The sequence below is a fragment of the Achromobacter veterisilvae genome, assembly GCF_900496975.1.
Classification (GTDB): Bacteria; Pseudomonadota; Gammaproteobacteria; order Burkholderiales; family Burkholderiaceae_B; genus Achromobacter; species Achromobacter veterisilvae.
In genome coordinates, this window is the sequence record NZ_UFQC01000017.1 from 12,282 (window position 1) to 24,841 (window position 12,560).

The window sequence follows — 12,560 nt, forward strand, 5'->3', positions numbered from 1 at the left end:
TCCTGAAACTAACCCTGGATTATCGGCCAAGTCGCCGCGCTTGCACGCTCCCGGCCCGCAAAACCCCGCCGGCCGTCGCCCGGCTCCGCGCGAGGCCCTATAATTCCGCCCATCATGGCAAAGACTCCCTCTCCCGATCAAAACCAGTTCGCCAACAAGGCGCAGGCCTGGTCCGCCCGGTTCTCGGAACCGGTTTCCGAACTCGTCAAGCGCTATACGGCGTCCGTGGATTTCGACAAGCGCCTGGCGCGCTACGACATCCAGGGCTCGCTCGCGCACGCGGACATGCTGGCCGCCCAGGGCATCATCGGCGCCCAGGACCTGGCCGACATCCAGCGCGGCATGACCCAGATCCTGTCCGAAATCGACGCCGGCAGCTTCCAATGGCTGCTGGACCTCGAAGACGTGCACCTGAACATCGAAAAACGCCTGGTCGAACTGGTGGGCGACGCGGGCAAGCGCCTGCACACCGGCCGGTCGCGCAACGACCAGGTCGCCACCGACATCCGCCTGTGGCTGCGCGCCGAGATCGACAACCTGCAGGACCTGCTGCGCCAGTTGCGGCACGCACTGGCCACCGTGGCGCTGGAAAACGCCGGCACCATCATGCCGGGCTTCACGCACCTGCAGGTCGCCCAGCCCGTCACCTTCGGCCACCATCTGCTGGCCTACGCCGAAATGTTCGGCCGCGACGCCGAGCGCCTGGCCGACTGCCGCCGCCGCGTGAACCGCCTGCCGCTGGGCGCCGCCGCGCTGGCCGGCACGTCCTTCCCGATCGACCGCGAACGCGTCGCCAAGACGCTGGGCTTCGACGGCGTGTGCCGCAATTCGCTGGACGCCGTGTCCGACCGCGACTTCGCCATCGAATTCTGCGCCGCCGGCGCGCTGATCATGACGCACGTGTCGCGCCTGTCCGAAGAGCTGGTGCTCTGGATGAGCCCGCGTGTGGGCTTCATCGACCTGGCCGACCGCTTCTGCACCGGCAGCTCGATCATGCCCCAGAAGAAAAACCCCGACGTGCCCGAATTGGCCCGCGGCAAGACCGGCCGCGTCAACGGCCACCTGGTCGCCCTGCTGACCCTGATGAAGGGCCAGCCCCTGGCCTACAACAAGGACAACCAGGAAGACAAGGAAGGCCTGTTCGACACCGTGGACACCGTGCGCGACACGCTGACCATCTTCGCCGACATGGCCGGCGGCATCAAGGTCAAGGCCGACAACATGCGGGCCGCCGCCCTGCAGGGCTTCGCCACCGCCACCGACCTGGCCGATTACCTGGTCAAGCGCGGCGTGCCGTTCCGCGACGCCCACGAAGTGGTGGCGCACGCGGTGCGCGACTGCGAACAGCGCGGCTGCGACCTGGCCGACCTGTCGCTGGCCGACCTGAAGGCCTATCACGCCAGTATCGGCGACGACGTCCACGAGGTCCTGACCCTGGAAGGCTCCGTCGCGGCCCGCAAGCACGTGGGTGGCACCGCGCCGGAACGCGTCAAGGAAGAAGCGCAGCGCGTCCTGGCGGAAACGGCCCAAGGCTGATTCCCGCTGCCGGCCCGCTTGCCCCGCAAGGCCCCCGTCATGGGGGCCTTGTCGCAGGGAACGGCGGGCGGCGGGCTTCGCGCTACGACGTCCTCTTGCGCAGCAGATACTTCTGCACCCCGTCCATCACCGTTTCGTCGCGCTGGTTGCGCACCAGGCTCCGCATGGTCAGCACGCCGGTCGTGCGTCCCGGCGCAAGCTCCGACACGGTCAGCGACGCGTACAGCGTATCGCCGACGAACACGGGTTTCAGGAAACGGCTGCTCTGCTCCAGGAACGCCTTGAGGGAGTCCTCCACCATGTGCGGAAACAGCCCCGCGCCGGCGGCGGTCTGGATGGCGACCTGGAAACCGTGCGCCAGCATGTGGGGCATGCCGTGGGCGCGGCAATACTCGACATCGTAGTGCACGGGATGGTTGTCGCCGCTGGCAAGCTGAAACGCGGCGAACAAGGCGTCGGTCATGGTGCGCGAAGGCAGCGGGAAACCCTCGCCAACCTCGAAATCCTCGAAATAGCGCTGCGCGCAAAGCTGGTGCTTAATCATGCAAGATTCCTTTTCGATGTGATGGGTGCTAGTTCGCGGTCATGTGGGCAGCGCGGGCGACCTCGCCCCACTTCTTGAGCTCGCTTTGCAGAAAGACCGCCAGTTCCGCCGGCGTGGTGTCCGGCTGCAGCACCAGTCCCATGTCGTAGGCGCGCCGCCGCAATTCGGGATCGGCTAGCGCGGCGCGCAGCGTGGCGTTGAGCTTGTCGACGGCCGCCGCGGGCGTTCCGGCCGGCGCGAACACGGCGTTCCAAGTGTAGGCTTCGTAGCCGGGCACCGCCTCGGCCATGGGCGGCGTATCGGGCGTCTGCGGCAGGCGCTGCGCCATGGACGTCGCCAGCAGCCTGACGGTGCCTGCCTGGACCTGCGCCAGACCGGTAGGCGCGCTGTCTATCATGAAATCCAGGTGGCCGCCGATGACGTCCGCCATGGCCGGCGCGCTACCCCGGTACGGCACGTGCGTGGCGCGCACGCCGGCCAGGTAGTTCAGCAGCTCCCCGCCCAGGTGCGGCGCACTTCCGATTCCGGCCGACCCATAGTTGACCTTGCCCGGATTGGCCTTGAGATAGGCCATGAACTCCGGCAGATTGCCGGCGGGCAGGTTCTTGTTGACGACCAGCACCAACGGCGCCTTGGCGGCCAGCCCGACGGGCGCGAAATCCTCCACCGTGCGGTATGGCAGGCTGGCGTGGATACTGGGATTGACGGCATGCGCCACGGTGGTGAGCAGCAAGGTATAGCCGTCGGCGGTCGATTTGGCCACGGTTTCCGTGCCTACCAGCGTGCCCGCCCCCGTCCGGTTCTCAACCACCAGCGTCGCGCCCAGCTTGCGGCTCCAGCTTTCCGCCAGCGCCCGGGCGAAGGTGTCGGTGGGCCCGCCCGCCGCATACGGCACCACCAGGCGCACCGGCTTGGCGGGATAGTCCTGCGCCCACGCGGGGCCGGCGGCCAGCGCGCCCAACGCGATCACGGCGGCGCCTGCCAGCGCGCGCCAGGGAAATCCATGCTTCATGCTCGTCTCCGTTGGTCTTTTGTGTGCGGCACAATATAGAGACGAGGCCGAACCGAGGAATAGTCGAAAGTTTCTTATCCGGCTTAGAGCCTTTCTAACAGCGGCCCGCCCCGGCGCTTCGCCGCCATAACCCAGGTGCCCGCCTTGCGTTACGAACTGACCGACTTGCGCGTCTTTGTCGCCATTGCCGAAGCCAAAAGCCTCACGGGCGGCGCTTCCGACCTGCACCTGACCGCGCCGTCGGCCAGCTACCGCCTCAAGAACCTGGAGCAGGCCATGGGCGTGCCGCTATTCGTGCGCACCCAGAAAGGCATGTCGCTCACGGCCGCCGGCATGACCGTGCTGCGCTATGCGCAGACCATACTGGGCAATGTCGAGCGGCTGCAGGCGGAAATGCGCCGCCATACCGACGGCGTCGAAGGCCATATCCGCGTCTACGCCAACAGCAGCACCCTCAGCAGCCTAGCCGGGCCGCTGAGCCGGTTCCTGGCCGCCTATCCGAACGTCAACGTGAACCTCGAAGAGCATCTCAGCGAGGAAACCGTCAAGGCGGTGCTGGACGGCCGCGCAGACATCGGGCTGGTCGCCGGTGCGATTGAAATGCGCGGATTGGAATTCATCCGCTACGGCCAGGACGAACTGATCTTCATCGTCCCACCGCGCCACCCGCTGACCCTGCACCCCCGCGTTTCCCTCGAAACCGCGCTGTCGCACGATCTGGTCGCCATCGGCCGCAAGAGCAGCAATTTCCTGTATCTGCAGCAGATGGCCGAGCAAATGGGGCTCAAGCCCCGGGTCCGCGTGCATGCGCCCAATTTCGACGCCGTGCTGCGCTGTGTGCAGGAAGGCGCCGGCATTTCGCTGGTGCCGCGCTCGGTCGCCGTGACCGCCCTGGCGCAGGGCAAAGTCGAATGTGTGCAGATCGAAGAAGCCTGGGCCATGCGCGAACAGCGCGCGGTCATGCTCAGGCAGGACTCCTTGCCCGGTTACGCGCGCGCTTTCGTCAATTATGTGACGCAGCCGCATCCGGCGCTGGACGAGGATTAGAAAACCTCGAACTCCGCTTTGAAAATATCGACTGGCCGCGCGCAGAAGAGGCATTCCATAATGCTTCGCCGCCGCCGGGTCCAGCACGCGCCCCGGCTTCCCGACCTCAGGACGATATGACCGCAGCATCCCGACCCCTGGACGGCATCGCCGTCGTCGCGCTTGAACACGCCGTCGCCGCGCCCTTCGCCAGCCGCCAACTGGCGGACCTGGGCGCCCGCGTCATCAAGATCGAGCGGCCCGACGCGGGCGACTTCGCACGGGGTTACGACGACACCGTGCATGGCCAGTCGTCGTTCTTCGTGTGGGCCAATCGCGGCAAGGAGAGCTTGACGCTCGACACCAAGGCGCCCGGCGCGCCGGAAGTGCTGCGGCGCCTGCTGGACCGGGCCGATGTCTTCATCCAGAACCTCGCGCCGGGCGCCGCGCGCCGTATGGGGCTGGACTACGAAACCCTGCGTGCGGACTTCCCCAAGCTGATCGTGTGCGACATCTCCGGCTATGGCGACGACGGCCCCTACCGCAACAAGAAGGCCTACGACCTGCTGATCCAGGCGGCGTCCGGCTTGATTTCCCTGACCGGCACGCCCGACGCGCCCGCGCGCACCGGCATTTCCATCGCGGATATCGCGGCCGGCATGTACGCCTACTCCGGCATCCTCTCCGCGCTGATACAGCGCTCGCGCACCGGCGCAGGTCTGCGGGTCGAAGTGACGATGCTGGAAGCGCTGACGGAATGGACGTCCTACGCTTTGAACTTCGCGCACTACGGCGGCACCCCACCCGCCCGCAACGGCGTGGCGCACCCCGCGATCGCGCCCTATGGGCAATACCTGGCGGGCGACGGCAAGCCGGTGATATTCGGCCTGCAGAACGACCGCGAATGGCAGAACTTCTGCGCCGACGTGCTGGAAGACCCCGCGCTGGCCGGCGACGAACGCTTCGCCACGAACGTGCTGCGCGTGCGGCATCGCCAGGCGCTCGATGAACGCATTGCGCAGTGCTTCGCGTCGCTGTCGCGCGAACAGGTGCTGGCCAGGCTGGACCGCGGCGGCATCGCCAACTCAGCCCTGAACACCATGCACGAGGTCTGGGACCATCCCCAGTTCGCCGCGCGCGGGCGCTGGCGCGACGTGGCCACGCCTGGCGGCCCGATCAAGGCCTTGCTGCCGCCCGCCACCCTGTCCGGGGCCGGCGCAGCGATGGGCGGCGTGCCCGCGCTGGGACAGCACACGGCCGCCATCCTGGCCGAGTTGGGGCTGAACGGCGGCCGCTAAGACCCGCGATGCCTCAGTCCGGGGTCGCGCCCGAGGCCTGCACCACCTGCTTCCACTGCATGAACTCGGCCTCCTGGCGGGCCGCCAGTTCGGCCGGGCCGTCATGCATCATCGTGACGCCCAACTGGGCGAACTTCTGTTGCAGCGCGGGGTCGGCCATCACCTTGCGGATCGCCTTGTGCAGGGTCTCGGCCGACTCCGGCGGCGCATCCTTCGCGCCGTAGAAAGCCACCCACAAGTCGCCTCGGAAGCCCGGTATGGCCTCGTTGATGGCGGGCACGTCGGGCAACAGCGCGTTGCGCTTTTCGCTGCTGACGCCCAGCGCGCGCAGCTTGCCGGCCTTGATGCCCTCGACCGCCGACGGCAGGCTGGCGAACAGCATGGGCACCTGGTTGCCCATCACGTCCGCCATCGCCGGCGACACGCCGCGGTAGGGAATGTGCTGCATGCGCAGGCCGCCGAGTTCGTCCAGCATCACGCCCAGCAGATGGTTCAGGGTCCCCGCGCCCGCGGACGCGTACTGGTATTTTTCCGGGTTCTCCTTGACCAGCGCCATGAATTCGCCCAGGTTCTTCGCCGGGAAGGCGGGATTCACGCACAGCACGTTGGGCACCTCCCCCACGGCGGCGATGGGCGAAAAGTCCTTGAGCGGATCGAACTTCGCGTCCTTGTAGACCCACGGGACGATCAACTGGTTGCTGTTCGCCGTGAACAGCACGGTATAGCCGTCCTGCGGCTCGCGCAGGAACGCCTGCGTGCCCACCACGCCGCCCGCGCCCGGCTTGTTGATGACCACCACCGGCTGCCCGAGCTCCGGCCCGAGCTTTTCGGCCATGATGCGCGCGACGATGTCCACCGTCCCGCCCGCGGCCGTGGGCACGAAGACGTTGACCGGCCGGTCGGGAAAGCCCGCCGCCTGCGCCCCGCCCCCGCCCGCGAAGGCGGCCGCCGCGCACAGCGCCAGCGCGCCTCGCTTCATTCTGTCGAATCCCATGTCATTCCCCTTGCTGTATCAGCAGATGATGTAGTTTCCGGCCCAGGGCGAGCAACGCGCGGTCGCCCTCCCAGTCGCCGACCAATTGCATGCCCAAAGGCAATCCCGCGCGGTTGAAGGCGGTGGGCAGGTGCAGGCAGGGCCATCCCAGCACCGACCAGATCTTGTTGAACGACGCATCGCCGGTATGGTCCAGGCCGCGCGGCGCGGGCCCCGGCGTGCTGGGCGTGAGCACCGCGTCGGCGCCGCCGTAGAGCGCGCGCCAGCCTTGCCGCAGCGACGCCTGCGCGTCGCGCATTTCGCGGTACTGTCCCGCCCCGATGGCCAGGCCGTGCGCGACGGCCTGGCGCAAGGCGGCGCTCAGCGCCTCTCCCCGGCGCTCGGCCACCGGCGCCAGGCTGCGCGCGAATTCGTAGTGCATGATCACGTCGTGCGCCTGCAGCAGCAGCGCCGTTTCGCGCTCGGCCTCCACGGGCACGCACTGCACGCCGTGCGCCCGCAGCGCGGCGCAGGCCCGCGCGATCTCATCCCGGCTCTCCGCGCTCAGGCTGGCGCGGGGGTTGCCCAGTTGCACCGCGATCGTCGGCGGCCGGTCCCCGGGGCCCTCCGGGCCCGCGTCTCCCAGCAGCACGTCCGCGATCGCCTGGGCGTCTTCCACGCCGTTCGTGTACCAGCCTATGGTGTCCAGCGATTCGCACGTCAGCTTCATGCCGTCGCGGAACACGCGGCCGAAGCTGGGCTTGAAACCGACCACGCCGCAGAACGCGGCCGGACGGATCATGGAGCCGCCCGTCTGCGTGCCCAGCGCCGCGGGCACCATGCCGGCCGCGACCGCCGCCGCCGAGCCGCTGGACGATCCGCCCGGCGTATGCGCCGGCGCGTGCGGGTTGCGCGTGGGCCCCGGCGTCCTGAAAGCGAATTCGGCGGTCACCGTCTTGCCGACGGGAACGGCGCCGGCGGCGCGCAGCATCCCGACGGCGCACGCATCGAAAGCCGCGGCGCCGGGCGCCAGGGCCGGCGCGCCGAATCCGGTCGGCATGTCCGCCACGTCGATGACGTCCTTGATGCCGATGGGCACGCCGGCCAGCGCGCCCGCCGCGATCCCCGCCGGATCCGCCGCGTCGAGCCGCGCGGCGGGCAGGACATGGCTCCATGCCTGTATGCGCGCATCTTCCCGCGCGATGGCGGCCAGGCTCTGGCGCGCCGCCGCCAGCGGCCCGGCTTCGCCGGACCGGACCCGCCGGGCGATGTCGACGACTGAGGAAGGAAAGGGAGCGAGGGGCATGAAAGAGTCCGCGAATGCCTGGCTGAATGAACCGATGCGGCATCTTAGGAACTGGACTAATCTACGTCCAATTTATAATTTCGCCTTTATTATGTCGAAATCAGAATTAATCTTCCTCGACGGAAGGCTGCTGGTCCTGTTCTGCACGGTGGCCGAGGAACTCCACTTCGGCCGGGCGGCCGCCAGGCTGTTCATGACCCAGCCGCCCCTCACGCAGCAGATCAAGCGGCTGGAAGCGATCGTGGGCGTGCCCTTGTTCGCGCGCACCACGCGCTCGGTGAAACTGACGCCGGCCGGCGAAATCATGTACGAACGGGCGCGCGGGATCACGGCGGACACGCAGCTCATGCTGCGGCAGGCGCGCCGCGCCGCGCGCGGCGAAACGGGCGCGCTGGTGATCGGCATCACCCCCAGCGCCGCCAGTTCGCCGCTGGTCTCGGCGCTGAGCCACTACCGCGACGCGCATCCGGAAGTCCGCATCGACCTGCGCGAAATGAATTCGGTGGACATGGAATCCGCGCTGCGCGCGCGGGTCGTGGACGTGGCCCTGATGCGCCCGCATCCGCTGGATGGCGACATCCAGACCCAGGTCGTCCACGAGGAACCCTTGCGCGTCGCGCTGCGGTACGACCATGCGCTGGCCAACCGGCGCGACGTCTCCCTGGAGGAATTGCTGGCCTACCCGCTGGTGGGCTACCGGCAGGACATTTCGCCCTACTTCCGCCACATGATCCAGGAACTCTTCGCGCACGCGCAGTTAAAGCCGCGGATGGCGCAGGAAAGCGTCATCCCCACCCTGCTGACGCTGGTCGAGGCCGGCGTGGGGCCGGCGATCGTTCCGCTGTCCCTGAGCCGGATGCGCGCCGACTCGCTGCGGTTCCTGCCGCTGCGGGACATTCAGGGGGTCAAGGCGCAGGTCGTGCTGGCCGCGTTGCGCGACCAGGGCAATCCCGCCGTGGAAGGATTCAGGGCGGCGCTGGCGCAATCGGGCGCGCGCCGCTAGGGGCCGGGGCTCCGGACAGGCCCGCAAGGCGGGCCTGTCCGGAGGGAGCGTCGCTGCCGGACGACGCTGCTCGCACGCGCTAGATGTGCAGCGCGTGCCCCAAGGCCTTCAGCGCGGCCTCCTGGACGGCCTCGCCCAGCGTCGGATGCGCATGTATCGTGCCCGCCACGTCTTCCAGCGTGGCGCCCATCTCCAGCGACTGCGAGAACGCCGCCGCCAGTTCGGACACGCCGCGCCCCACCGCCTGCCAGCCCACCACCAGGTGGTTGTCGCGCCGCGCCACCACCCGGACGAAACCGTCGGTGGATTCCAGCGTCATCGCGCGGCCGTTGGCGGCGAACGGGAACGAAGCGGACAGGCAGTCCAGCCCGGCGCGTTCCGCGTCGGCGGGCGACAGCCCCGACACCACGACCTCGGGGTCGGTGAAGCAGACGGCCGGAATGGACGCCGGCGTGAAATGGCGCCGCTTGCCGGCCACCAGTTCGGCGACCATCTCGCCCTGCGCCATCGCCCGGTGCGCAAGCATCGGCTCGCCGGCAATGTCGCCGATGGCCCACACATCGCGCATGGAGGTGCGGCACTGGTCGTCGATGCGCAGCGCATTGCCGTGGCGGTCCAGTTGCAGGCTTTCCAGCCCCCAGCCCTGCGTGCGCGGACGGCGCCCCACCGCAATCAGCACGCGGTCGGCCGGCAACTGCGTTTCGGCGCCGGAGGCGTCCTGCACCCGCACCGCGTTGCCCTTGCCGTTCAGCCCCAGCACCTTGCGGCCCAGGTGCAGCTCGACGCCCATTTTGGCCAAGGCGGCCGCCACGGGCTTGGTGAGTTCGGCGTCGTAGGTCGGCAGGATGCGGTCCTGGGCTTCGACCACGGCCACTTCCGCGCCCAGCTTGCGGTACACGGTGCCCAGTTCCAGGCCGATGTAGCCGCCTCCGACCACCACGAGTTTCTTCGGGATGTCGGCGGGCGACAGGGCCTCGGTGGACGACACCACCATGCCGCCGAAGGGCACGGACGGCAGCGGCGTCGGCTCGGAGCCCGCGGCCAGCAGCAGATGCTCGCACTGGATGCGGACCGGCCCGGCGGCCGTCTCGACCTCGGCGGTCTTGCCATCCAGCAGGCGGGCCCAGCCCTGCACCACTTCCACGCCGTTCTTTTTCAGAAGCGCGGCCACGCCGCCGGTCAGCTTGCCGACGATGCCGTCCTTCCACGCGACGGTGCGCGCGATGTCGATGGACGGCGAGGTCACCGAAATGCCCAGCGCCGAACCGTCCGCGTAATGCCGCGCTTTTTCGTATTCCTCGGCCGCGTGGATCAGGGCCTTGGAAGGAATGCAGCCGATGTTCAGGCAGGTGCCGCCCAGGCGCTCGCCCTCCACGAGGATGGTGGGCACGCCCAGTTGGCCCGCGCGGATCGCGGCCACATAGCCGCCAGGTCCGCCCCCGATCACCAGCAGGGTTGTCGTCTTGGTTGTCTGGCTCATGCTTACTCCACGAAAAGCAGCGCGGGCTGTTCCAGCAGCGCGCGCACGGCCTGGATGAAACGCGCGGCGTCCATGCCGTCGACCACGCGGTGGTCGAAGGACGACGACAGGTTCATCAGCTTGCGCGCCACCACGGCGCCGTTGCGGATGGCGGGCCGCTCGACGATGCGGTTCACGCCCACGATGCCCACCTCGGGATGGTTGATGACGGGCGTGGTGACGATGCCCCCCAGCGGCCCCAGGCTGGTGATGGTGATGGTCGAGCCCGACAGTTCGTCGCGCCCGGCGCTGCCGGTGCGCACGGCTTGCGCCAGCCGCCCGATCTCGGCCGCCATCGACCAGAGGTCGCGCGCTTCCGCGTGGCGCATGACGGGCACCATCAGGCCGCCGTCGCTTTGCGTGGCGATGCCGATGTGCACGGCGCCGTAGCGCGTGACCACGCCGCCCTCGTCGTCATAGCGCGCATTGATCTGCGGGAAATCGCGCAGCGCCACCACCATGGCGCGCGCCAGCAGCGGCAGCAAGGTCAGCTTGCCGCGCGACTCGCCCCACTTCAGGTTGAGCTGGACGCGCAGGTCCTCCAGTTCGGTCACGTCGATTTCCTCGACGTAGCTGAAATGCGGGATGCGGCGCTTGGACTCCGCCATCTTCTGCGCGATCTTCCTGCGCAGGCCGATCACCGGCACGTTCTCTTCGTCGTTGCGCTCGGCGTATGCGGCGCCGCCGCGGGCCTGGCCCGTCGCGCCCTGGCCTTGCAGGTAGGCGTCCAGGTCTTCGTGCAGGATGCGGCCGGCCGGGCCGCTGCCGGCCACGTAGCGCAACTCGATGCCCAGGTCCCAGGCGCGCTTGCGCACGGCGGGGGACGCCAGCGGCTTCTCGCCGGGTTGGCGGGCGACGGCGGCGGATGGCGCCTGGCGCGCGGGCTGGCGTGCGGCGGGCCTGGGGGTGTCGGACACCTGGGCCGCGGGGGCTTGAGGCGCTTTCGCGGGCTGGGTGTCTGGCACCTGGGTTGCGGACACCTCGCCCACGGCGGCAGCCGCGGCGGGCGCCTTGGCCGGCGGCGCGTCCGCGCCCGGCTTGGCGTTGCCCTCGCCCTCCACTTCCAGGCGGATCAATTCCCCGCCCACGGCCATCACTTCGCCCACCTCGCCGCCCAGCGCCAGCACGCGGCCGACCACGGGCGACGGGATCTCCACCGTGGCCTTGTCGGTCATCACGTCGGCCAGCGGCTGGTCCTCGGCGACGGTATCGCCCACCTTGACGTGCCAGCCCACCAGTTCGACTTCCGCGATGCCTTCGCCGATGTCGGGCATCTTGATGATATGAATACCCATCTCTCAACCCTCCATCGCGCGCTTGAACGCCGCGCCGACCCGGCGCGGGCCGGGGAAGTACGCCCACTCCTGGGCGTGCGGATACGGCGTGTCCCAGCCGGTCACGCGTTCGACGGGCGCCTCCAGGTGATGGAAGCAGTGTTCCTGCACCAGCGCGATCAGTTCGGCGCCGAAGCCGCAGGTGCGGGTGGCTTCGTGCACCACCACGCAGCGGCCCGTCTTCTTCACCGAATTGACGATGGCGTCCAGGTCCAGCGGCCACAGGCTGCGCAGGTCGATCACTTCGGCGTCGATGCCGGTTTCCTCGGCCGCGGTCAGCGACACGTGCACCGTGGTGCCGTAGGTCAGCACGGTCAGCTCGCTGCCCGGCCGCACGATGGCGGCGGAATCCAGCGGCACGGTGTAGTAGCCCGTGGGCACCACGCTGCCCGGACGTCCGGTCCAGGGCGTGACGGGGCGGTCGTGATGGCCGTCGAACGGGCCGTTGTACAGCCGCTTGGGCTCCAGGAAGATCACCGGATCGTCGTTCTCGATGGCCGCGATCAGCAGGCCCTTGGCGTCGTAGGGGTTGGACGGCATCACCGTGCGCAGCCCGCAGACCTGCGTGAACATGGCCTCGGGGCTCTGGCTGTGCGTCTGCCCGCCGTAGATGCCGCCGCCGCAGGGCATGCGGATCGTCATGGGCGCGATGAATTCATTGACCGAGCGGTAGCGCAGGCGCGCAGCCTCGGACACGATCTGGTCCGACGCCGGATAGAAATAGTCGGCGAACTGGATCTCGCAGACGGGGCGCAGGCCGTAGGCCCCCATGCCCACCGCCACGCCCACGATGCCGCCTTCGGAGATCGGCGTATCGAACACGCGCGAACTGCCGTACTTGGTCTGCAGGCCTTCGGTGCAGCGGAACACGCCGCCGAAATAGCCCACGTCCTGGCCGAACACCACCACGTTGTTGTCGCGCTCCAGCATCACATCCATGGCCGAGCGCAAAGCCTGGATCATGGTCATCGACGCGGACGCCGGACCGATGTTGTTATCGTTTGCCATG

The 12,560-nt window shown here is 68.8% G+C and carries 11 protein-coding genes; 4 read left to right on the forward strand and 7 right to left on the reverse strand.

Annotated elements, in window-relative coordinates:
- Positions 1-114 precede the first annotated feature (114 nt).
- Positions 115-1,536, forward strand: coding sequence for an argininosuccinate lyase (gene argH / locus AVE30378_RS16830; protein ID WP_129242013.1), 1,422 nt, complete (start codon positions 115-117; stop codon positions 1,534-1,536).
- A gap of 82 nt (positions 1,537-1,618) precedes the next feature.
- Here the strand turns inward: argH and AVE30378_RS16835 are convergent, their stop codons facing one another.
- Positions 1,619-2,080, reverse strand: coding sequence for a MaoC family dehydratase (locus tag AVE30378_RS16835; RefSeq protein ID WP_129242014.1), 462 nt, complete (start codon positions 2,078-2,080; stop codon positions 1,619-1,621).
- A 28-nt stretch (positions 2,081-2,108) separates the two neighbouring features.
- The gene (locus AVE30378_RS16840) at positions 2,109-3,092 is read right to left on the reverse strand and encodes a tripartite tricarboxylate transporter substrate binding protein (RefSeq protein ID WP_129242015.1); all 984 of its coding nucleotides are present in this window, start codon (positions 3,090-3,092) and stop codon (positions 2,109-2,111) included.
- 144 nt (positions 3,093-3,236) lie between these two features.
- Here AVE30378_RS16840 and AVE30378_RS16845 point away from each other — a divergent pair, with 144 nt between their 5' ends.
- Positions 3,237-4,139, forward strand: coding sequence for a LysR family transcriptional regulator (locus tag AVE30378_RS16845; protein ID WP_129242016.1), 903 nt, complete (start codon positions 3,237-3,239; stop codon positions 4,137-4,139).
- Positions 4,140-4,255: 116 nt separating this feature from the next.
- Entirely contained in the window at positions 4,256-5,416 is a 1,161-nt protein-coding gene (locus AVE30378_RS16850; RefSeq protein WP_129242017.1) for a CaiB/BaiF CoA transferase family protein, read from the forward strand.
- A gap of 13 nt (positions 5,417-5,429) precedes the next feature.
- Here AVE30378_RS16850 and AVE30378_RS16855 read toward each other — a convergent pair whose 3' ends face one another.
- A complete protein-coding gene (locus AVE30378_RS16855) occupies positions 5,430-6,410 on the reverse strand; it encodes a Bug family tripartite tricarboxylate transporter substrate binding protein (protein WP_129242018.1) in 981 nt (326 codons plus the stop codon).
- Position 6,411: 1 nt separating this feature from the next.
- Positions 6,412-7,695, reverse strand: coding sequence for an amidase (locus tag AVE30378_RS16860; protein WP_129242019.1), 1,284 nt, complete (start codon positions 7,693-7,695; stop codon positions 6,412-6,414).
- A 91-nt stretch (positions 7,696-7,786) separates the two neighbouring features.
- Between AVE30378_RS16860 and AVE30378_RS16865 the strand changes: the two genes are divergently transcribed.
- The gene (locus AVE30378_RS16865; RefSeq protein WP_129242020.1) at positions 7,787-8,698 is read left to right on the forward strand and encodes a LysR substrate-binding domain-containing protein; all 912 of its coding nucleotides are present in this window, start codon (positions 7,787-7,789) and stop codon (positions 8,696-8,698) included.
- A 79-nt stretch (positions 8,699-8,777) separates the two neighbouring features.
- Here the strand turns inward: AVE30378_RS16865 and lpdA are convergent, their stop codons facing one another.
- The 3 genes from lpdA to AVE30378_RS16880 are packed head-to-tail and all read right to left on the reverse strand — an operon-like array spanning position 8,778 to position 12,559.
- Positions 8,778-10,178 carry a dihydrolipoyl dehydrogenase gene (lpdA, locus tag AVE30378_RS16870; RefSeq protein ID WP_129242021.1) on the reverse strand — a complete coding sequence of 467 codons (1,401 nt, stop codon included), beginning with the start codon at positions 10,176-10,178 and terminating at the stop codon, positions 8,778-8,780.
- 2 nt (positions 10,179-10,180) lie between these two features.
- Positions 10,181-11,512: a dihydrolipoamide acetyltransferase family protein gene (locus AVE30378_RS16875; protein WP_129242022.1), complete on the reverse strand. Its 1,332-nt coding sequence runs from the start codon at positions 11,510-11,512 to the stop codon at positions 10,181-10,183.
- A gap of 3 nt (positions 11,513-11,515) precedes the next feature.
- Positions 11,516-12,559 carry an alpha-ketoacid dehydrogenase subunit beta gene (locus AVE30378_RS16880; protein ID WP_129242023.1) on the reverse strand — a complete coding sequence of 348 codons (1,044 nt, stop codon included), beginning with the start codon at positions 12,557-12,559 and terminating at the stop codon, positions 11,516-11,518.
- Position 12,560 lies beyond the last annotated feature (1 nt).

Coding starts and splice junctions, on each gene's coding strand:
- AVE30378_RS16865 (WP_129242020.1), top strand. CDS start 7,787: ATGTCGAAATCAGAATTAATCTTCCTCGACGGAAGGCTGCTGGTCCTG.
- AVE30378_RS16835 (WP_129242014.1), bottom strand. CDS start 2,080: ATGATTAAGCACCAGCTTTGCGCGCAGCGCTATTTCGAGGATTTCGAG.
- argH (WP_129242013.1), top strand. CDS start 115: ATGGCAAAGACTCCCTCTCCCGATCAAAACCAGTTCGCCAACAAGGCG.
- AVE30378_RS16855 (WP_129242018.1), bottom strand. CDS start 6,410: ATGGGATTCGACAGAATGAAGCGAGGCGCGCTGGCGCTGTGCGCGGCG.
- lpdA (WP_129242021.1), bottom strand. CDS start 10,178: ATGAGCCAGACAACCAAGACGACAACCCTGCTGGTGATCGGGGGCGGA.
- AVE30378_RS16840 (WP_129242015.1), bottom strand. CDS start 3,092: ATGAAGCATGGATTTCCCTGGCGCGCGCTGGCAGGCGCCGCCGTGATC.
- AVE30378_RS16875 (WP_129242022.1), bottom strand. CDS start 11,512: ATGGGTATTCATATCATCAAGATGCCCGACATCGGCGAAGGCATCGCG.
- AVE30378_RS16850 (WP_129242017.1), top strand. CDS start 4,256: ATGACCGCAGCATCCCGACCCCTGGACGGCATCGCCGTCGTCGCGCTT.
- AVE30378_RS16880 (WP_129242023.1), bottom strand. CDS start 12,559: ATGGCAAACGATAACAACATCGGTCCGGCGTCCGCGTCGATGACCATG.
- AVE30378_RS16860 (WP_129242019.1), bottom strand. CDS start 7,695: ATGCCCCTCGCTCCCTTTCCTTCCTCAGTCGTCGACATCGCCCGGCGG.